This window comes from Kitasatospora sp. NPDC059599 (assembly GCF_042735125.1).
GTDB lineage: Bacteria > Actinomycetota > Actinomycetes > Streptomycetales > Streptomycetaceae > Kitasatospora.
The window spans coordinates 30,037-49,790 of sequence record NZ_JBHWCL010000060.1; the positions used below are offsets into that span (position 1 = coordinate 30,037).

General features: G+C 72.8%; 15 protein-coding genes and 1 tRNA gene. 4 read left to right on the plus strand and 12 right to left on the minus strand.

Features of this window, described 5'->3' with window-relative positions:
• Window positions 1–94: 94 nt before the first annotated feature.
• The 6 genes from ACFV04_RS21670 to ACFV04_RS21695 form a co-directional block, all read right to left on the minus strand.
• Window positions 95–2,629, minus strand: a complete 2,535-nt coding sequence (locus ACFV04_RS21670) for an ATP-dependent Clp protease ATP-binding subunit (protein WP_380531276.1) — start codon at window positions 2,627–2,629, stop codon at window positions 95–97.
• A 199-nt stretch (window positions 2,630–2,828) separates the two neighbouring features.
• Entirely contained in the window at window positions 2,829–3,533 is a 705-nt protein-coding gene (locus ACFV04_RS21675) for a VIT family protein (protein ID WP_380346823.1), read from the minus strand.
• 126 nt (window positions 3,534–3,659) lie between these two features.
• Entirely contained in the window at window positions 3,660–4,274 is a 615-nt protein-coding gene (locus ACFV04_RS21680) for an HAD family hydrolase (protein ID WP_380346821.1), read from the minus strand.
• A gap of 140 nt (window positions 4,275–4,414) precedes the next feature.
• Window positions 4,415–4,663: a hypothetical protein gene (locus ACFV04_RS21685; protein ID WP_380531250.1), complete on the minus strand. Its 249-nt coding sequence runs from the start codon at window positions 4,661–4,663 to the stop codon at window positions 4,415–4,417.
• 310 nt (window positions 4,664–4,973) lie between these two features.
• Entirely contained in the window at window positions 4,974–5,219 is a 246-nt protein-coding gene (locus ACFV04_RS21690; protein WP_380531253.1) for a hypothetical protein, read from the minus strand.
• A gap of 961 nt (window positions 5,220–6,180) precedes the next feature.
• A tRNA-Val gene (locus tag ACFV04_RS21695) sits at window positions 6,181–6,252 on the minus strand.
• A 206-nt stretch (window positions 6,253–6,458) separates the two neighbouring features.
• Here ACFV04_RS21695 and ACFV04_RS21700 point away from each other — a divergent pair.
• Complete coding sequence (locus ACFV04_RS21700; protein ID WP_380531256.1) at window positions 6,459–7,829, plus strand: hypothetical protein; 1,371 nt, start codon at window positions 6,459–6,461, stop codon at window positions 7,827–7,829.
• Window positions 7,830–7,867: 38 nt separating this feature from the next.
• On the plus strand, window positions 7,868–8,089 hold the full coding sequence (locus ACFV04_RS21705) for a zinc ribbon domain-containing protein (protein WP_360249381.1): 222 nt from the start codon (window positions 7,868–7,870) through the stop codon (window positions 8,087–8,089).
• Window positions 8,090–8,290: 201 nt separating this feature from the next.
• On the opposite strand, the gene ACFV04_RS21710 is transcribed toward ACFV04_RS21705, so the two are convergent.
• From ACFV04_RS21710 to ACFV04_RS21720, 3 genes are all read right to left on the minus strand, one after another.
• The gene (locus ACFV04_RS21710; protein ID WP_380531260.1) at window positions 8,291–9,112 is read right to left on the minus strand and encodes an HAD family hydrolase; all 822 of its coding nucleotides are present in this window, start codon (window positions 9,110–9,112) and stop codon (window positions 8,291–8,293) included.
• Window positions 9,112–11,772 carry a phosphoribosyltransferase gene (locus ACFV04_RS21715; protein ID WP_380531263.1) on the minus strand — a complete coding sequence of 887 codons (2,661 nt, stop codon included), beginning with the start codon at window positions 11,770–11,772 and terminating at the stop codon, window positions 9,112–9,114. Before ACFV04_RS21715 ends, ACFV04_RS21710 begins: the two co-directional genes overlap by 1 nt.
• A gap of 234 nt (window positions 11,773–12,006) precedes the next feature.
• Window positions 12,007–13,245 carry an HpcH/HpaI aldolase/citrate lyase family protein gene (locus tag ACFV04_RS21720; protein WP_380531266.1) on the minus strand — a complete coding sequence of 413 codons (1,239 nt, stop codon included), beginning with the start codon at window positions 13,243–13,245 and terminating at the stop codon, window positions 12,007–12,009.
• Between the two features lie 357 nt (window positions 13,246–13,602).
• Here ACFV04_RS21720 and ACFV04_RS21725 point away from each other — a divergent pair, with 357 nt between their 5' ends.
• Window positions 13,603–14,799 carry a TerD family protein gene (locus ACFV04_RS21725; protein ID WP_380531269.1) on the plus strand — a complete coding sequence of 399 codons (1,197 nt, stop codon included), beginning with the start codon at window positions 13,603–13,605 and terminating at the stop codon, window positions 14,797–14,799.
• Window positions 14,800–15,024: 225 nt separating this feature from the next.
• On the opposite strand, the gene ACFV04_RS21730 is transcribed toward ACFV04_RS21725, so the two are convergent.
• Complete coding sequence (locus ACFV04_RS21730) at window positions 15,025–15,774, minus strand: Tellurium resistance (RefSeq protein WP_360249366.1); 750 nt, start codon at window positions 15,772–15,774, stop codon at window positions 15,025–15,027.
• A 533-nt stretch (window positions 15,775–16,307) separates the two neighbouring features.
• Here ACFV04_RS21730 and ACFV04_RS21735 point away from each other — a divergent pair.
• Window positions 16,308–17,522 carry a DUF2637 domain-containing protein gene (locus ACFV04_RS21735; protein WP_380531272.1) on the plus strand — a complete coding sequence of 405 codons (1,215 nt, stop codon included), beginning with the start codon at window positions 16,308–16,310 and terminating at the stop codon, window positions 17,520–17,522.
• 119 nt (window positions 17,523–17,641) lie between these two features.
• On the opposite strand, the gene ACFV04_RS21740 is transcribed toward ACFV04_RS21735, so the two are convergent.
• Together ACFV04_RS21740 and ACFV04_RS21745 are read right to left on the minus strand one after the other, a co-directional pair.
• The gene (locus ACFV04_RS21740) at window positions 17,642–18,745 is read right to left on the minus strand and encodes a DUF475 domain-containing protein (protein ID WP_380346808.1); all 1,104 of its coding nucleotides are present in this window, start codon (window positions 18,743–18,745) and stop codon (window positions 17,642–17,644) included.
• A 146-nt stretch (window positions 18,746–18,891) separates the two neighbouring features.
• Complete coding sequence (locus ACFV04_RS21745; RefSeq protein ID WP_360249357.1) at window positions 18,892–19,470, minus strand: TerD family protein; 579 nt, start codon at window positions 19,468–19,470, stop codon at window positions 18,892–18,894.
• Window positions 19,471–19,754: the final 284 nt, after the last annotated feature.

The window sequence follows — 19,754 nt, forward strand, 5'->3', positions numbered from 1 at the left end:
ACAAGCTAGACCCGCGCCCCGCCCTCGCGCGTCCTCCACCAGTGGCGTTCGGGCGTACTCCCGCTGGAGTACGCCCGAAGCCGCCCTGCTTCCCTCAGCGGTCCGCGGCGGAAGCCCCCACCTTCTCCTCGGCCTCCTTGAAGGTCGCCGACGCCTCCGGCCGCGCGAGCGTCACCACCAACTCCCCGTCGCTCACGTCCGCGATCAGCGTGTCCCCCTCCCGCACGGTTCCGCCCAGCAGCAGGTCGGAGATCCGGTTGTCCAGCTCCGACTGGATCGTCCGGCGCAGCGGCCGGGCCCCGAACTCCGGCTGGTACCCGCGGTTGACCAGGAACTCCCTGGCCGCGTCGGTGACCTCCAGCCGGACGTCCTGGGCCCGCAGCCGACGCCGGCTGCGCTCCAGCAGCAGGTCCACCACCGACAGCAGGTCCTTCCGGGTGAGCGCGTGGAAGACGATCACCTCGTCGATCCGGTTGAGGAACTCCGGCCGGAAGTGCTGCCGCAGGTCGCGCATCAGGTCGTCCCTGATCTGCGACACGTCCCCCGCGTGGTCCAGGATCCGCTGCGAGCCGATGTTGCTGGTCATGATCACCACGGTGTTGCGGAAGTCGACCGTACGCCCCTGGGAGTCGGTCAGCCGCCCGTCGTCCAACACCTGGAGCAGCAGGTTGAAGACGTCCGGGTGCGCCTTCTCCACCTCGTCGAAGAGCAGCACGCCGTACGGCTTGCGACGCACCGCCTCGGTCAGCTGCCCGGCCTCGTCATAGCCGACGTACCCGGGCGGGGAGCCGACCAGCCGGGAAACGGTGTGCTTCTCCTGGAACTCGCTCATGTCGAAGCGGACCATCCGGTCCGCGTCACCGAACAGCAGCGCCGCCAACGCCTTCGCCAGCTCGGTCTTGCCGACCCCGGTCGGCCCGAGGAAGAGGAAGGAGCCGGTCGGCCGCTCCGGGTCGCTCATCCCCGCCCGGCCGCGGCGCACCGCCCGGGCGACGGCGGTGACCGCCTCCTCCTGGCCGATCACCTTCTCGTGGAGGTGGTCCTCCAGCTTGAGCAGCCGCTCCTTCTCCGTCGCGTTCAGCTCGGCGACCGGGATGCCGGTCCGGGAGGACAGCACCTGCGCGATGTCGTCGGCCGTCACGTCGACGACCTCCTCGCGGGACTCCGCGATCGCCGCCAGCTCGTCCTCGGTCTGCCGCAGCTCCGTCTTCAGATTGGCGGCCCGCACGAACTCCTCGTCCGTGACGGCCTCCTCCAACTCCCGCCTCAACTTGGTGATCCGGTCCCGCACCCCGGTCGCCTCGGTGGACCCGCTCAGGCTGCGCAGCCGCACCCGGGCACCCGCCTGGTCCAGCAGGTCGATCGCCTTGTCCGGCAGGAACCGGTCGCTGACGTACCGGTCGGAGAGCGTCGCCGCCGCGTCCAACGCCTCGTCCCCGAACCGCACCTGGTGGTGCGCCTCGTAGGCGTCGCGCAGCCCGTGCAGGATCTCGATCGTCTCCTCGACGCTCGGCTCGGGCACCAGCACCGGCTGGAAGCGGCGCTCCAGCGCGGCGTCCTTCTCCACGTGCTTGCGGTACTCGTCCAGCGTCGTCGCGCCGACCACGCTCAACTCCCCGCGCGCGAGCGCCGGCTTGAGGATGTTGCCGGCGTCCATCGAACCCTCGCCGCCACCACCCGCACCGACCACGGTGTGCAGCTCGTCCAGGAACAGGATCACGCTCTTCCCGGCCGCCGTGACCTCGTCGATCACGCTCTTCAGCCGCTCCTCGAACTCGCCCCGGTACTTGGAGCCGGCCACCAGCGCGGTCAGGTCGAGGGTGACCACCCGCTTCTCCCTGAGGCTCTGCGGCACGTCCCCGGAGACGATCCGCTGCGCCAGGCCCTCCACGATCGCGGTCTTGCCGACACCCGGCTCACCGATCAGCACCGGGTTGTTCTTGGTCCGCCGGGAGAGGACCTCGACGGTCTGCTCGATCTCCTCGGCCCGCCCGACCACCGGGTCCAACCGGCCCGAACGCGCCTCCTCGGTGAGGTCACGCCCGTACTCGTCCAGCGTCGGCGTCCCGCTCTGCCGGCCACCCGGACCGCCCCGCTCGCCGCCCGGGCCACGCTCGTCCAGCACCGACTTCAACGACTCCTGCGAGGGCGCCGCGTTGCGCAGCGCCACCCCCGCCCCCGAACGCTCCTGGTCCAGCAGGGCACCGAGGATGTGCTCCGGACCGATGTACGAAGCGCCGACCGCCTGCGAACGGGCGTGCGCCGCGAGCAGCGCGCGCTTGGCCGAGGGGGTGAGCGCCGGCCGCCCGTCCACCGCACCCGGGGCGCCGGGCGGCAGGGCCTGCTCCAAGTCGCCGGACAGCCGGTCCGGATCGATGCCCGCCCGCTCCAGCATCCGCCGCGAGGGCTCCACCCGGGTCGCCGCCCAGGCCAGGTGGGCCGTGTCGAGGTCACGGGAACCGTCCTCGGCGGCACGCTGCGCGGCCAGCGCCAACAGCTCCTGCGAGGACTCGCTGAGCAGCCGCCCGATCGGCACCCTCTGCACGGCGGGCGGGGAGTCCAGCGGACTCATCCCGAAGAACCGGCTGAGCAGATCGGAGAACGGATCGTTCGATCCGAACGGGGGCATGGTCACGGCCTTCACCTCTCCCAAGCGGTTTGCAGCCACACAAACACAGGCCGTACGACCTCGCCCGTCGAGCCGGCTGGCACCCTGCGGCGCCGTCCCGACCTGCTGCGGGCCGTCCCCGCCGACCAGCAGCCGCACCCCGTGCGCCGTGCGCCGTCGTGCCCCCTACCCGCCTCGCCGCTGTCCCGCCGTCCCACCCTCAGCCGGTGAAGTGGTCCAACAGCACGCCACCGCTGTACGTCACCGCCATCGCCAGCAGCCCGCCCGCGACATTGCGCCCCACCGCCCGCGCCGGCCCGGCCCCGCCCATCCGGGCACTCGCCCAGCCCGACAGGGTGAGCGCGGCCACCACCGACACCACCGTCACCAGCAGCCGCCACGACTCCGGCGGCAGCAGCACCGCCATCAACGGCACCAGGGCGCCCAGCGTGAACGCGGCCGCACTGGCCAGCGCCGCCTCCCAGGGATTGGTCAACGCCTCCGGGTCGATGCCGAGTTCGGTCTGCGCGTGGGCCGCGAGCGCGTCCCGCTCGGTCAGCGCCACCGCCACGTCCCGCGCCAGGTCGTCCGCCAGCCCGCTGCCCCGGTAGTAGTCGGTGAGTTCGTCGAGCTCCCCCTCCGGGTCCTCCGCCAGCTCCCGCCGCTCCTTCGCCAACGCGGCCCGCTCGGTGTCCCGTTGGGTGCTGACCGACACGTACTCGCCGGCCGCCATCGACATCGCCCCCGCCAGCAGCCCGGCCACCCCCGCCGCGAGCAACGCCGTCCGCGAACCGGTCGCACCCGCCACCCCGGTCACGATGCCCGCCGTCGACACCACACCGTCGTTGGCCCCCAGCACCGCCGCCCGCAGCCAGTTCAGGCGCGCCGACAACTCCGCCCGCGTCTCCCCGACCTGCTCCGCCATCCGTTCACCGCTCCCGGGCATCCGACCGCAGGACCCGACCGGTCCCCCCGATCCTCACCCGGCCCCCGCAGGCCCGCCACCCGCATGCACGCGCCGACCGTCCGGGCCGACGCCACCGGCGGCCTCCTACCCCAACAGGGGCGCCACCGCCCGCCGCAGGTCCTCCGGCCCCCGGTAGAGCACCCCGGTCATCCCCAGCGCCACCGCCGCATCGACGTTCTCCTGCCGGTCGTCGACGAACACGCACCGCTCCGGCGCCACCCCGGCCCGCTCCGCGGCGATCTCGTAGATCCGGCGCTCCGGCTTCGCGCTGCCGACCACGGAACTGTTCACCACCTCGTGCGCCAGGTCCGTCAGCCCCAACCGCTCCAGGTCCTCGTCCAACCAGACCGTCGCATTGGTCACCAACACCACCCGGCAGTGCTCCCGCACCTGCCGCAACATCCCCACCGCGACCTCGTCCGCCCAGAACGGCGAGTTCGCGAACGCCTCCGCCAACCCGCGCGCCTGCGCCCCCGACACCCGCCCGGCCAGCCCGCGCGCGATCGACTCCACCCACTCCGCCTTGCCGATCCGCCCCAGCAACAACGGCAGGTCGTTCTCCGGCGCGAAGCCCACGCCCGCCGTACTCCCCTCCCCCAGACCCGCCGCCCGCTCCAACGCCGCCACCCCGGCCCCGTCGAAGAACCGGATCACACCGTCCACATCACACAACACCGCATCAAACGCCCTGGTAGTCACCCCTTCTCCCTACCAGCACCACCACACCCCCCGGCACCCGGGGGGGCGACCGGCGGCCCCAACAGGTCGCACCCGGCCCTCCCCTCACCGGTGAGCGCGACCCCGGACACCAGGGCCCCGGCGCGGCACCGCCGGGGTGGTCAGCGCCACTCCAGCGGGACATCGACGTAACCGAGCAAGGTCGCGGCCTCGTCGGCGGTGACCTGCTGGGGCTGGGCGCCGGGAGTCAGGTCGGTGACGAACGCGGTCCCCTGCTTGCCCTGGACGGAACGGAACAGGAGCTTCTTCCCGTCGGCCGAGACGGCCTTCGGCAGGTTCTTCCGGTCCGTGGCCGGGAGTAGAACGGGACCGGCGGCGTCCTTGGCGTTCTCGTAGTCGTCTGGGTGCATCCGATCGACGTCGAGGGTCCACAGGGAGACGCCGGACGGCCGACTCACATCAGCGGCTGCCGTCAGTCACTGCAGTCAAAAGGCCCGCAGCATGATCGCTGCGGGCCTTTTGCGCTGGTGGGCGCGGACGGTTTCGAACCGCCGACATCTTCTTTGTAAAGCTTGGCGTGTGGGACCGACTCTGACCCGGGCCTTGCCGTACCTGCCTCCGGGATCGCCGTCGGCTCGTGAGCGCCCCCGATTGTCCGTCGCGTTCCGCCCATTCCGGCACGGTTGTGGCACGCCCGGATCAGTCGAAACGTTCCAGCCGCTACCTCAGCATGTCCGTGTGGCCATTGCTGGGATCCACAGCGACACGGAGCGGGATCCAGGAACGGTCCCAGCCGGTCTCGGCACCTTCGTGCGGCCGGAAGTGGAAAATCAGGTGGACCTGCACGCCGCTCATCGTCCGCACGGGCCCCATCTCTGGGCCTGTGACCTCCCAGTCCTCAATGCGGTTTGTCCCGGAAGCCACGAACCTGGTGACGGCGAGATCGCGAGCCTTGTTGTGGTCCATGAGGGGATGATGGGCGCGGTCGCCCGGGCTGTCCACCACTGCATGCGGTCGCCGCCGGCATGACTCAGGCTGAGCGGGGTGGTTCCGTCCTGGGCGGTCGTCGGCCCGGTGGACCATTCACCCCGACAGCTGGGCGCGGAGTATGGTGGCGCCCTTGCCCGGCTCCGAGCCACCAGCCACGGCTGGTTCTAACGGTTCTGGCCTCATGCGGTCCGCTGCTCCCACCCGCACAAGGCGGACTGCTGGCCAACCCCGATGTCCGCGAGATTCTTGAGGGTGCCGCCGGCGGCGTTGACTTCGGCGCGTGCTTCGTAGCAATTGCAGAGGCACGGCGGGTTCCCACGCCCGCGAATGCGGCAGAGGTCATCACACAGTGCCTGCAGCCGCTGGCTGGCATTGGCCAAGTTTCCTAGCTGGATATGACTACCGCCATGACCAGATGAAGGCACCGGAAATCCAGCTAGGTAACACCGGTCGTCTCTCCGACAAGGCGCCCAAGAGGCGCGCCGGCTTCCGCCCTGTGGCCTTCCCTGCGGAGATCGTGACCGACCTGGCGATCGCCCTGCCCAATTCGCCGGCCCCGGCCCGGACGGGCACCTGTTCATCGGGCCCCGCGGCGGCAAGCTCCGCCGGAGCAACTTCCGGGACGACTGGATCCGGGCCCGCACGGCCGCCGGGGTGAGCGCGGACGCCCACTTCCACGACCTGCGGCACACCGGAAACACCCTCGCCTCGCAGAACGGGGCCAGCACCCGGGCGGCGCTGATCTACCAGCACATGACCAGCGACCGGGACCGCGCCATCGCCGACCGCATGGGCGAAGCCGTCCGCCAGGCGCTCGGCGACCAGACGCCGGCGCTGGGGCATCTGGCACGCGGGTGGCACGGGACGAGTAGGACCCCGGAAACGACCGAGGGCCAGTTCGTGAGGATCACTCCTCCGAACTGGCCCTTCGTGTCTGTGGGCGCGGACGGTTTCGAACCGCCGACATCTGCTTTGTAAGAGCAGCGCTCTACCACTGAGCTACGCGCCCCCTGTCGTGGCCTGGTGGGCGTACGACGAGTGCCTAGGGTACCTGGTCCGGGGGGTGGTGTGGGGCCAGGTGTCCGGGTGGGGGTGGGGCGGGTGGTGCGGGTGGGTGGTGATGGTGCGGGCGGGTGAGGTGGGAGGGGGTGACGGGCGAGTGGGGTGATCGGGGAGAATGGGGCCGGATCAGCGGGTCGGAGCAGGGAGCGCGCAGTGACGGTGGCCGGCGGGAGCGGGCGGGGGCGGCGGCGGGCGGGGAGTGCGCTGGCGGACGCGCTGGTGTTGCCCGTGGTACTGGCTGGTGCGTTGGGGGCGGTCGGTCTGGCGTCGGCCGGGACCGGCGGCTGGTGGGGTCGGCGTGGCGCGGGTGAGGGCGTGCGGGCGGGGGCGAGGGAGGCCCGGGCCGCGGCGCAGGAGGCGTTCTACGAGCTGGAGGAGACCCAGCGCGAGGTGCAGCTCGCGGTGGAGACGGTCCGCGCTGCGGAGGACGGGCCGACGGTGCAGCGTGCGCTGGCCGATCTGGCGGCGATCTCCGGCCGGGTCGATCAGGTCACCGTGAACTACCTGGGTGCCCTCGACGCGCACAACCTGGACAGCGAGTCCCTGGACTCGGGCGCGGCGGCGCAGGCCAAGCGCCAACTGGAGGACGTGAAGGGCCAGCTGGGCTCCGCCCGGGCGGAGCTGAACGACTTCCTGAGCCGTCTGCAGCCGACCGTCCAGCACGCCGAGCAGCAGCTGATGCGGGTCACTCCGGCGGTCGAGCAGGCCAAGCGCGCGCTGCTCACCGCCTCGAACGCGTTGGACGAGGCGCGCGGCGCCGGGCTGCGAGCGGATGACCTGGCGGCCCGGTTGGCCGAGCTGGCGCCGGAGCTGGGGCGGCTGAACGAGGGCCCGGCGCGGCACGGGGTGGCCGGCACCCTGCAGCGGGCGGACGACGTGCGGCAGCGGGCGGAGGTGATCGCCGCCGACGCCGCGCAGTTGCCGGAGCGGGCACGGGAGATCGACCGGCGGGTGGCGAGCCTGCGGACCCGGATCCAGGCGCTGGAGACCAAGGCCGGGACGGTGGAGCCGGCCCTGAGCGAGTTGCGCCGCCGGTTCAGCGCCGCCTGCTGGCAGGACCTGCAGCGGGTGCCGGACCAGGTCGCGGAGACCGGGCGCGCCGCCGAGCGCAAGCTCGCCGAGGCGGCCCGTGCCCGGGACGAGCAGCGCTGGGCGGACGCCACCGGCGCGATCGGGACGGTCCGCGCGCTGCTGGAGACCGCGGACGGCTCGGTGGCCGCGGTGAACGACCGGCTGCGGCAGCTGAACGAGGTGCAGCACGACCCCAACCGGGAGATCGAGCGCGCCCGCTTCGCCATCCGGGACGCGCAGCGGTTGGCGATGGCGGGGCGCAGCGCGCCGGACCCGCGGCACGCCGCCCCGTTGGACGAGGCGGTGGCCCGGCTGGACCGTGCGGTGGCGACGTTGGAGGCGGCCGGCCGGCACCCCGACTACTGGGCTTTCCTCACCGAGCTGGCGGCGGTGCGGGACACGTCGGCGCGGGTGATCGGGCTGATCCGCGGCGACCTGGGCGGGCACCACTGACCGCTTTCCCGGCGGGGTTCTCTCGGTACTCTGCCGGTATGCCACGTTACGACTTCCGCTGCCGCTCCTGCGGCGCCACCTTCGAGCTCCGCCGCCCGATGGCGCAGGCGAACGACCCCGCCGTCTGCCCGCAGGGGCACGAGGACACCACGAAGCTGCTGTCCACGGTCGCCGTCACCGGTGCGGCCGCCGGCCGTCCGGCCCCCGCCGCGGGGGGCGGGGGTGGAGGCGGCTGCTGCGGCGGTGGCTGCTGCGGCTGACCGGCCCCGCCCGGAGTCGGACAGGGACCGGCCGGAGCAGGACGTGAACCGGCCCGGAGCCGACGTGAATCGACCGGATCAGGCCTGAACCGACTGGATCGGGCCTGAACCGACCGGGCTCCGACCGGAACCGGAACAGAACCCCGGCCGAGCCGGGCGGGCCGGACGCGCGCCCGGATCCGACCCGCCGCTACCCCGCCACTACCTCGCCGTGGCCCCCGCCAGGAACCGCCGGACGATCTCCTCCCCCGCTGTCACCCCCACCTCCCGGAGGGCGGTGACGCCGGGGGCCGTCCAGCCGCTGTCGGCGAGTTCACCGTGCCCGGGCCGCCATCCGGCGTCCGCCGCGAGCAGCAGGTCCGCGTCGAGCAGCGAGTCCCCGGCCGCGAGCACGGTGGTCGCGCCGCTGCGCCGTACGACTTCGGTGAGGGCGGCGCTCTTGGTGAGCGGCGCCGGGACCGCGTACACCTTGCGGCCCTGCAGTGAGACCGTCCAGCCGCGCTCGGCGCACCAGCCGGTCAGCTCGTCCAGCCAGCCGGCCGGCAGTGCGGCGCGCTCGACGACCAGGTAGGCGAAGGACTCGTCGGCGACCCGCCGCTTGTGCGTCCACTCCGGGTCGGCGCACACCGCGAGCCGCCGGACGACCTCCTCCAACGGGGCCGAGCCGGCGGCTATCCGCGCGGTGATCTCGGCGCGCCAGTCCGGGTCCGGAACGCCGTCCACCAGCAGTTGCCCGCCGTTGGCGCAGATCGCGTACTCGGGGACCCGGTCCGGCGTCGGGCCGGGCAGCCTGACTCGCTCGTACTGCTCCGTCGTCCGGGTGGTGGTGGGGACGAAGCGGGCCTGCCGGGCGAGGTCGGCGAGCAGTCCGGCGGCCTGTTCGGTCATGTAGGACAGCGGCCGCCCCTGGTACACCTCGACGCAGAGCAGCCGCGGTGCGAGCCGGTCGGGGACGTCCAGGGCGAGCGCCCGGTCGGAGTAGATCAGCGTCCGGTCGAGGTCGCTGGCCACCAGAACACCCATCAGGATTCCCTCCCCTTCGGGGACGCCCCGTGCGTCCCCGACACTGTCGATTCCCCGGACCCCACCGGTTCCCCGGACCCCACCGGTTCCCCGGACTCCACCGGTTCCGCCGACACCGTCGGTTCCCCGGACCCCACCGGTTCCGCCGACCACCCGTCGGTCCTGGCCGGCCCCGCCGACCGTCCGTCGGCCCCGGTCGCCCCGCGGCTGTACCGCGGATGGATCAGGCCGACGCAGGTGTACGGCAGGCCGTCCACCTCCTCGACCTCGACGCCGCGTTGGGTGGCGAGCAGCCGGACGTGGTCCAGGTCGGCGCCGGCGCCGCGACGGGCGAGGATCCGCCAGGGGACGCGGCGCAGCAGCACCCGGGTGGTCTCGCCGACGCCGGGCTTGACCAGGTTGACGTTGTCGATGCCGTACTCGGCGCTGATCCGCTCGACGGCGGCCCAGCCGGCCCAGTCGGGCGCCCGGTCCGGGTCGGCGGCCAGCCGGTCGGCGCCCTCGACCGCCGGTGCGCGGACCTCTTCGAAGCACGCGGCCACGGCGTCCAGGAACACCGCCGAGACGTCGCTCCCGGCCAGTTCGGCGTAGTGCTTGGCCCCGTGGAAGTCGTCCGGGCCGATCAGCCCGGCCCGCAGGACGGTGCGCGAAACCAGCCCGGACACCGTGGAGTTGAGGCAGGCGGACGGGATGAGGAAGTCGTCCCGGGTGCCGTACGTACGCACGCAGCGGCCCGGGTCGGCGAGCACGGCGAGGTCCGGGTCGAAGCCGGTGCCGGCCAGCGCGTCGGCGAGTTCCCGGGTGATCGCGCCCTTGCCCGTCCAGCCGTCCACGAACACCACGTCCTGCGCGCGGTGGTGGGCCGCCAGGTACCGCAGGGCGACCGGGTCGATGCCGCGGCCCCGCACGATCGAGACGGCGTAGTGCGGTACGGACAGGCCGTGGGCGAAGGCCAGCCAGCGTCGGACCAGGACGCCGACGGGCGTGCCGGCCCGGGCGAGCGAGGCGAGCACCAGGCCGGGGCCGCGTTCGCGCAGCAGCGTCTCGGCGACGGTGGCGACGGCGAGCGCGATCCGGCGGGCGGAGCCGTGCAGGGCCTGGTGGAACAACTCCTGGTAGGCGGGACTGGGCTGGTACTCGACCGGAAGCGACTCGGCGTAGTGCGCGCCGCCGTTCTGCACGGCCTCCTCGCGCTCCTCGGTGGGGGCTTCCAGTGCGACCCCGGAGAGGTCCTTGAGCAGCCACGCCACCTCCTCGGCCCGGTAGGAGGAGAACGCCGGCCCGTACAGCGGCGCCGGCAGCGCGGACGCCGACGGCACCGGCCCGTACAGCGGCGTCGGCAGCGCGGACGCCGACGGCACCGGACGGTGCGAGGGCAGCACCGCGAGCACCACCCGGTCGGTGACCTGCCGCAGCTGGCCGAGCAGCGCCCGCTCGCCCCGGTGCAGCGCCGGGGTGTCGGCGACGTCGTCCACGACCAGCACGACGGCGTCGAAGCGCCGTGCCGGGTCGCTGCCGGGGGCGACGTTGTACGCGTAGCGCTCGCGCGAGGCGTCGTCCTGCGGGTCGTCGTGGGCGGGGAAGGCCAGCCGGGTGCGGATGGCGTAGCCGGGGTCGTCCACCGCGAGGACGGGCGAGCGGGTGGTGGTGGAGTACCGGACGCGGTCTCCGCCGAGCCGCTCTGCCAGGGCGTCGGCGAGGCGCAGCGGCGTGTACATCAGTTCCTCGGAGCCGAGCACCAGCACTCGCCGTGCCTCGGCGGGCAGGGCTTCGGCGAGCTGCCCGGCGAGCCGGGGCAGGGCGGCGTCCAGGCGGGCGCGGTCACGGGCGGTGAAGCCGTGCCGTCCGCCGTCCGGGAGTCCGGCGGGCCAGTCCAGTGCGACCCGGGCCAGCGGCGCGGCGACGGCGCCGACCGGGGCCGCGCCGTCGGCGGCCAGGTCCGCCTCGGCGGTCGACATCTCCGCGATCAGCTGCTGGGCGCGGTCCAGGAGGTCCTCGGGCAGTTCGACGCCACCGTTCGCGGTGGCCACCAGGTCCAGCCGGACGCCGAGTCCGGTGGCGGTCTCGGCGAGCCGGTCCCGGTCGGCGGCGGAACGCAGGTCGACCAGGGCGACCACGACGTAGTGGTCGCGCGGATGGCGGGCGTGCAGTTCTCGGATGGTGTTGAGGACCGTCCGTCCGGTCGAGAACTCGTCGTCGACCAGCACCAGCGGCCCGTCCCCGGCGAACAGGGCGGGGTCGGCGGGGAGCAGCAGGTGCGAGGTGGCGTGCGAGTGCTCCTCCTCGAAGCCGCCGAGCGGGGGGATCCCGGGCACCGGGCGGCGGGTGGAGTGCAGGTAGGGGGCGTCGAGGCCGTCGGCGACGCTGTGGCCGAGGCCGGTGGCGGTCTCCGCGTAGCCGAGCACGACGGCCCGCGCGGCCGCCTCTTCGCCGAGCAGTTCGCGGACCCTGCGGCCGAGGTCGAGTCCGGCGCCGTGGACCACCGAGGGGCGCTGCGGCACGTGTTTGCCGAGCACGTTGGAGACCAGCAGGTGGGCTCGCTTGCGGTTCTCCCGGAGGGCCAGGCCGACGAGTTCGGGGAGGCGCTCGGAACCGGTCAGCGCGATCCCGGTCCGGTCGGCGACCCAACGGCCGGTCCACGTCTGGGGTGTTGCTGTCACTGCTGGTCCTGCCTTCGATGGTGCGATGGTGCGTTCGTCTTGTCCGGCTCGCCGGGCCCGGCCGGTCACATCCTCCCCTGCGTGCCCGGCCCGCCGAGCCCTCAAGCCCGGCCCCGCCCGGCGTGCCCGCCCCTCCCCGGCATGCCCGCCCCTCCCCGGCGTGCCCGCCCCGCCCGTGCCCCTTCCTATCCGCTTCCTATCCGCCGTACGGGAACCGGAGGGAACGGCCGGGCCTCAACCACACAAACAGGCCGACAGCAGTTCCGCGAAGCTGACGTCCTCCCGGGCCACTCCGAACACCTCCGCCCGTAGCAGCACCCGCTCCGCCCAGGCCCGGTGCGGCCGGGCCTCGTTCATCTTGTTGGTGTACGCGGAGCGCAGCACCCCGCCGCCGTCCTGCTCCTGCCGGAGGATGTCGCGGGCGTCGCAGTACTCCTCGTGCGTGACCACGGAGAGGGCGTGCACGGCAGGCACGTGGCTGGGGTGGATGCAGGTCTTGCCGAGCAGGCCGTTGGCCCGGTCGAGTTCGACCTCCCGGATCAGCCCGTCCAGGTCGTGTTCGATGATCCGGCGGCGGACCTCCTCACCGGAGGTCCGGGTGGTGCCGCCGCTGCCGCCGGCGGCACCGCCGACCGTGCCGCCGCCGGCGAACGAGCCTTCGGCGAACGGGGTGCGGCGCAGCTGGGGCTTGAACATCCGTTCCTGCACCGGGAAGTACTCCCAGACCGGGCCGGTGACGGTGTGGCCCGTGCCGTCCGCCCGGCCGAGCACGTTGACCACGTCTCCGATCACCGCCGCGACCAGCGCGACGTCGTACGCGGTGAGGTCGGGCGAGCGCCGCAGGCCGTACGCGGAGCAGAGGTCGGTGACGCCGAGGCGCAGGGCGAGCACCCGGTCCCGGTGCCCGGCGAGCAGTCGGGCGATGCCGAAGAGCTGCTCGCGGCGGGTCTCCAGGTGGGCCAGCTCGGGCGATTCCAGGACGGGCATGGCGAACAGCCGCCGTCCGGTGGCGGCTTCGGCGGCGGCGAGTGCGGCCAGGTAGGCGCCGCCGTTCTCCGGGGTGAACTTGGGCAGGACGAAACCGCTGAGCAGCTCGACGGCCGGACCGAGCCGCTCGGCGAGGTCGGGAATCTGGGCGGCGGCACGGACCCTGATGAAGAGGAGGGGATGACTCTGTGCGCAGTCGGTGAAATCCTTGACCAGGTCATTCAGCTGCTCGACCAGGTTCCGCTCCCCGGCGTCGACCTCGTGGTCGGCGATCGCGTCCTCCAGGCAGAGCACCATCGAGACCACGCCCCGAGCAGCCTGTTTGCGGATGTCGGCGGCGAGCGCGGGCCTGGTGGCGGGGCTGTAGAGGGTGCCGCCGAGCGCGGTGGCGAGCACCTCGGGCTCGCTCTGCGCGGTGAACGCGCGCGGCTGTTCCACGAAGAGCCGGCCGCGTACGTCCTCGGCGAGGTGGCCGAAATGGCGCAAGGTGCTCTCCTCCAGGAAGTGGACGGGCCTCCGGCCCCCTGCCGACGACGCTCCTGCCGACCGGACGACACCCTGGTCAACCGGCCGACCGGGCGCCCTGGTTCCCCGGACGCGTCACCCTCGGACGCCCCTCCGTCGAACCCCCCGGGGGCCTTTCGACCGCCCATCGTACGGACGGGATCCGGCCGCCCCCGGTTCCCCGGCACTGAACTCCCGGAACATCCCGGTCCACTTGGACGATCATGGGCTCCCGGGCGACAAACCTCGGGAAGCGCAAGTCTTGGCAAAGTCCGACCCGACGCGAACCGGTCCGGTCACGTTGTCCGAAGGGGTGGCGAACAGGCAGGATGGTCCGCTATGACGCACGTGATGGCCAAGGGCGCCAACATCGCACTGCCGGCGGCGGCGGTCCGCGCCGTGCTGCGCTGGAGCGCCGCGCCCGGTGCGCCGGACGTGGACGCGTCCGCGCTGCTGCTCGGCGCGACCGGCAAGGTCCGTTCGGACGCCGACTTCGTCTTCTACAACCAGCCGCGCCACCCCTCCGGCCTGGTCCGCCACCTGCCCAAGCAGCAGACCTCCGGCGGCGCCGAGATCATCGACACGATCGAGGTCGAGCTGGGCAAGCTGCCCGCGGACGTGGACCGCGTGGTGCTGGCGGGCTCCTCCGAGGGCGGGCCGTTCCGCACGGTGCCGGGCCTGCGGCTGCTGCTGTTCGACGCCACGGCCGGCGAGGGCGTGGCCGCGCTCGCCGAGTTCGAGATCAGCGACGCCGAGAGCGTCACCGCGCTGGTCGCGGGCGAGCTGTACCGGCGGTCCGGGTCCTGGAAGTTCCGGGCGATCGGCCAGGGCTACACCTCCGGGCTGATCGGTCTCGCCACCGACTTCGGCATCACCGTCGAGGACGAGGCGGCGGGCGCCGCTCCCGACCCGGCGCAGTTCCCGGCACCCGCCTCCACCGCCTCCCCGACCGGTGCGGTCGACCCGCGCAGCACCCCGCTGCCGGACCGGCGCCCGACCGCCCCCGAGCCGGGCACCTTCACCCTGGCCCCGGCCGTCCCGCAGCCGCAGGCCCCGGCCACCCCGGTCCCGGCCGCCGCCACCGCGGGCGCGTCGACGGGCGCTCCGTCGACCCCGCCGCCGCCCACGGCCCCGCCGACCATGACGCCCCCGCCGTCGGCCCCGCCCACCGCACCCCCGGCCGTCCCGCCGGCCCCGCCCACGCCGCCCCCGGGCCACCGGCCCGGCACCGGCTACGGCTACCCCCAGCAGCAGCCGGGTACGGGGTACGGCTACCCGCAGCAGCAGCCCGGCACCGGGTACGGCTACCCGCAGCCCACCCAGCCGTACCAGCAGCAGCCCGGTACCGGGTACGGCTACCCGCAGCCGAACCAGCCCGTCCCGCCGCAGCCGCACCCGGGCAGCTACGGCTACCCGCAGGCCGGCACCGGCCAGCAGCCGCCCGTCCCGCCGCAGCCGCCGACGGCCCAGCCCCCCGCGCCCACCGGCGAGGAGTTCGCGCTGCCCCCGCAGGGCCCGCAGTTCCAGCCCCGCTGACGCCCGCCCCGGGGCGGCGGCCGCCCGACAGCGGCGGTCCCGCCCCGAACGCGGAGCGACGCGAACGTGCAGCAACCGGAAGGCGCAACGCTCCGAACGCGGAGCGACGCGAACGCGCAGCGACCGGAACCGGCCGGTCACCACGCGGCCCGGTGGGCCCCGGGCCGGACACCGAGACTCCCGCCCCCGCTCTGGGCACCGCCCGGCCCCTCGCCGCCCGGCTCGTCAGTCGCCGCCCGACTGCCCCTTGTAGCCGCGCTGCCACTGCATCCCGAACCCGTACAGCCGGTCGATGTCCGACTGGAACCCGTTGACGTACCGCACCTCGCGGCGCACGGTCAGCTGGTTGTCGCCCGCGTTCTCGATCAGCACCACGGCGCAGGAGCGGGCCGCCCGGGCCCGCTCCTCCAGCTTGATCTCGATCCGCGGCCCGGTCTGCGGCACGATCGTCACGACCGCCTGCGACTGCTCGAAGGCCGGCGTGCCGTCGTAGATGTAGACGAAGATCAACAGCCGCTTGAACTTGTCCTTCTTCTCCAGGTTGACGTACATCGTCTCGCCCGAGGGTGCCCCGTACTGGTCGTCGCCGCTGAGCTTGACGTACGGCGCGTTCTGGAGGTCGCCGAAGAGGCCGCCGAGCGGCTGCACCACGCCCGTGGAGCCGTCGGAGAGTTCGTACATGCAGGCCAGGTCGAGGTCGACGTTCATCGGCTCGTTGCCCTGCGGTGAGTCCGGCTCCAGCGGGCTGAGGATCCGGGGGCTGAAGAACCGCTTGACCGTGTCCCGGGTGCTCGGCCGGCCGGAACCGGCGCGCATCGACCAGTGCAGGTTGACGTAGAGGTAGCCGGTGGTGGCGGCCGACCCGGTGATCGCGTGCTGCGGGGCCGACTTGGTGAGTATGACCTTGTGCTGACCGCCCGGGTTGTCGAAGGTGTAGCTCCGGTCCCCGCGCAGGTACTCCCAGATCGAGACCATCCCGTCCTCTCCCCCCGCTCCCGCCAGGCGATCTGACGGTCCGCCGACCAATGATCGGGCATCGGCCCGGCCGACGGATACCCCGTCCGCTTCCTCTCCTACCCCGTCCGGCCACCACCGGTCACCGACCGGCCGGACCGCCGGGCGCACGAGGCGCGAAGCACCGGGCGCACGGGGCCCGCACCGCCGGGCGCACGAGGGCCGGACCGTCGGGCGCACGAGGGCCGGGTCGCCGGGCACGTGGGGCCGGACCGCCGGACGCGCGGGGCCCCGACCACCGGGCGAACCACGGGCGAACCGCGGGCGAACCGGTGGGCCGATTGGCAGGAGCAAGCCGCCCTCCCGTAACATGCCGCCACTTCGGACGCGATATCGTCTAGCCGCACAGGTGTCCCGTCCGCCCCTGCGCGGGCGCGGTGGGGCACGCCGTGCGGTGACGAACAATCCGTCAGGCAGTGCCCGCGCGGCGGGACCTGACCGCCTGTGTCGCACTGTGTACCTGTCCCCTGCGGAAACCCGAGGCCCGACCCGCAATGAACCTGACCTCCATACAGCTGGTCTGGACCGTCGTCGGCGGCGCAGCCCTGCTGTTCGTCGCCGTCCTGATGGCGACGCTGCGTTTCAAGAACTCGAAGAAGGACGAGGCGACCGACTCCTGGGAGCGCAGTGAGGAGCGCCGCCGCCGCAAGGAGATGATCTACGGCATCTCCTCGTACACGCTGCTGTTCTGCTGCGCCGGTGTCGCCGCCGCGCTGTCCTTCCACGGCCTGGTCGGCTTCGGCAAGGAGAACCTGGGCCTGGCCGACGGCTGGGAGTACCTCGTCCCGTTCGGCCTCGACGGCGCCGCGATGTTCTGCTCGGTGCTCGCCGTCCGCGAGGCCAGCCACGGTGACGCCGCGCTCGGTTCCCGCCTGCTGGTCTGGGTGTTCGCGATCGCCTCGGCCTGGTTCAACTGGGTGCACGCCCCGCGCGGCTTCGGCCACGCCGGCGCCCCGCAGTTCTTCTCCGGCATGTCGATCTCGGCGGCGATCCTGTTCGACCGCGCGCTGAAGCAGACCCGCAAGGCCGCCCTGCGCGAGCAGGGCCTGGTGCCCCGCCCGCTGCCGCAGATCCGCATCGTCCGCTGGCTGCGCGCCCCGCGCGAGACCTACGCGGCCTGGTCGCTGATGCTGCTGGAGAACGTCCGCAGCCTGGACGAGGCGGTCGAGGAGGTGCGCGAGGAGCGGCAGGCGAAGCTGGACGCCAAGGTCCGCGCCCGCACCGCCGACCGCCGCGAGCGCGCCGAGCTGAAGGCCATCTCCCGCCAGGGCGGCGGCATGCTGTCCCGGGCCCGTGGCGGCCGCCAGGTTCCCGCCCTCACGGCTGCCGGAGACGGCCCGAGCACTACGGAGCCTGCCCTAGCCGCGGAGTCCGACGCCACCACCTCGACCTCGCGGACCTCGGCGGGCAGCTCCGACTCGTACGAGCCGGCCGCCCTGGACACCGGCCGCCGCGCCCGCGCCGCCGTCGGTTCCTCGTACTCCTCGTACTCCTCCCCCTCGACGTACTCGTCGTCGTCCTCCTCGACGTACTCGTCCTCCTCCTCGACCTCGTCGACCTCGTCCTCGGCCTCCTCGTCGATCGACGCCTTCGGCTCGTCCCGGCGGAGCTCGTCCATCGACCTGACGGCCGACGACGACACCCTGTCGATGCCGAAGCTGGACTCGCTGGAGCGCAAGCTGCGCGCGATCGAGCAGCAGCTCGGCTGACCGCCCCTCCCGCAGGAACGGGAAACGGCCGCCCCCGGGAAACCCCGGGGGCGGCCGTTCTCGTGTGTGCGGCGGACTCGGCGCCGGTCCCGGTTACTTGCCGGAGCCGGCCGTCCCGGCTACTTGCCGGAGCCGACCAGTTCCGGTTCCTCGTCCGCGCCGTCCGTGCCCTCGCGCCGGTTGCGCAGGATCGACGAGCCGAGCGCGAGCCCGATGAAGGCGACGCCGATCAGGCCGGTGACGATCTCCGGGATGTGGTACTTGATCCCGACGAGCAGGATCGCCGCCAGGGCGCCGATCGCGTAGTGCGCGCCGTGCTCCAGGTAGACGTAGTCGTCCAGGGTGCCCTTGCGGACCAGGAAGACGGTCAGCGAGCGGATGTACATCGCGCCGATGCCGAGGCCCAGGGTGATCTGGAAGATGTCGCTGGAGATGGCGAACGCGCCGACCACGCCGTCGAAGGAGAACGACGCGTCCAGGACCTCCAGGTAGAGGAACAGGAAGAAGGCGGCCTTGCCGGCGACCTGGACGACCGACTTGCCGGACTTCTCCGCCTCCTCCTCGCGCTCGGCCTCTTCCTCCAGGCCGGACTCGAAGATCGACGAGAGGCCGTTGACCGCCAGGTAGGTGATCAGGCCCAGGACGCCGGCGAGCAGAACGGTTTCGGCGTGCTCGGCGGCGAAGAAGCGGGAGGCCAGCACCAGCGAGACCAGGGCGATGACGGTGGAGAGGGCGTCGAGCTTGCCGATCTTCTCCAGCGGACGCTCCAGCCAGCTCAGCCAGTTGTGCTCCTTCTCCTCGAACACGAAGTCCAGGAAGATCATCAGCAGGAAGATGCCACCGAAGGCGGCGATGGCCGGGTTGGCCGCTTCCAGGTACTGGCCGTAGGTGAGGCCCTCGTGGGTCTTGTCGGAATGCAGGGCGAGGTCGATGACGGTCGCGGGGTTGAGCTTCGCGGTGAGGCCGACGACCAGCAGCGGGAAGATCAGGCGCATGCCGAAGACGGCGATGAGCACGCCGACGGTCAGGAAGATCTTCTGCCAGTACGGGTTCATCCGCTTCAACACCGTGGCGTTGACCACCGCGTTGTCGAACGACAGGGAGATCTCCAGGATGGAGAGGATCAGCACGATGCCGAAGCCTTGGGCTCCCCAGAGCAGTCCGGCCGCGATCAGGCCGATGGCGGTGATCGCGAACGACCAGCCGAATGTGCGGAGGAACACGGGAGTTGGCTACCTTTCGGGTTCTGGCCGTGTCGGGGGCGGCCTCGTCCCCGAGACTCCCTGACCGGGCCCCGCCCGGTCAGGTCACCCCCGCACTGCCCTCAGTTCTCATGATCGGGTCGGGTGCGATGGTCCGATTTCCGCCCTTACTGTACGTTCACGCCGAAGTCGAGTGCGATGCCGCGCAGGCCGGAGGCGTACCCCTGGCCCACCGCGCGGAACTTCCACTCGCCCGCGTAGCGGTACAGCTCGCCGAAGATCATCGCGGTCTCGCTGGACGCGTCCTCGGACAGGTCGTAACGGGCGATCTCCTGGCCGTCGACCGAGTTGACGACCCGGATGTAGGCGTTGCGGACCTGCCCGAAGTTCTGCAGCCGCGCCTCGGCCTCGTAGATCGAGACCGCGAAGACCACCTTGTCCGCCTGTGCCGGGACCAGGTCCAGGTTGACCAGGACCACCTCGTCGTCACCCGTGTCGTCGCCACCGGTGAGGTTGTCGCCCTGGTGCTCCACCGAGCCCTCGGGGCTCTTGAGGTTGTTGTAGAAGACGAAGTACTCGTCACCGAGCACTCGTCCGCCACCGCAGAGCAGGGCGCTCGCATCGAGGTCGAACGGTGCGCCCGTGGTCGAACGGGCGGACCAGCCGAGGCCGATCTGGACCTGCGTCAGGTTCGGCGCGGCCTTGGTGAGCGAGACGTTGCCGCCCTTGGCGAGCGTGACCACCATGACGTTCTTCCTCCCTTGCTTCTCCCGGGGCGCCTTCCAGGTGTAGTCCCCCGCGGCCCCGGCCGACCGGCTCCGGTCGGCTGAACTTCCTGAACTCACATCCTCGCAGCGCGCCGGGCCGTCGCGGCACCGGGTCGGACGAACCCCCGACCGGCCCGCGCCCGTCCGTACGAACGGCCGCGCGCGGGGCCGCCCGCACACCCCGCGCGGACGGCCGCGGGCACGGGCCCGGCGGCCCCGCGGGCGCCGGTACGAAACCGGGGCGGCCCGGACCTCCACGGTCC

Excerpts from the sequence above, each read along its gene's own strand:
- ACFV04_RS21735 (WP_380531272.1), top strand. The coding sequence starts at position 16,308 with ATGAACCTGACCTCCATACAGCTGGTCTGGACCGTCGTCGGCGGCGCA.
- ACFV04_RS21670 (WP_380531276.1), bottom strand. The coding sequence starts at position 2,629 with ATGCCCCCGTTCGGATCGAACGATCCGTTCTCCGATCTGCTCAGCCGG.
- ACFV04_RS21675 (WP_380346823.1), bottom strand. The coding sequence starts at position 3,533 with ATGGCGGAGCAGGTCGGGGAGACGCGGGCGGAGTTGTCGGCGCGCCTG.
- ACFV04_RS21710 (WP_380531260.1), bottom strand. The coding sequence starts at position 9,112 with ATGGGTGTTCTGGTGGCCAGCGACCTCGACCGGACGCTGATCTACTCC.
- ACFV04_RS21690 (WP_380531253.1), bottom strand. The coding sequence starts at position 5,219 with ATGGACCACAACAAGGCTCGCGATCTCGCCGTCACCAGGTTCGTGGCT.
- ACFV04_RS21730 (WP_360249366.1), bottom strand. The coding sequence starts at position 15,774 with ATGGTCTCGATCTGGGAGTACCTGCGCGGGGACCGGAGCTACACCTTC.
- ACFV04_RS21705 (WP_360249381.1), top strand. The coding sequence starts at position 7,868 with ATGCCACGTTACGACTTCCGCTGCCGCTCCTGCGGCGCCACCTTCGAG.
- ACFV04_RS21685 (WP_380531250.1), bottom strand. The coding sequence starts at position 4,663 with ATGCACCCAGACGACTACGAGAACGCCAAGGACGCCGCCGGTCCCGTT.
- ACFV04_RS21725 (WP_380531269.1), top strand. The coding sequence starts at position 13,603 with ATGACGCACGTGATGGCCAAGGGCGCCAACATCGCACTGCCGGCGGCG.
- ACFV04_RS21745 (WP_360249357.1), bottom strand. The coding sequence starts at position 19,470 with ATGGTGGTCACGCTCGCCAAGGGCGGCAACGTCTCGCTCACCAAGGCC.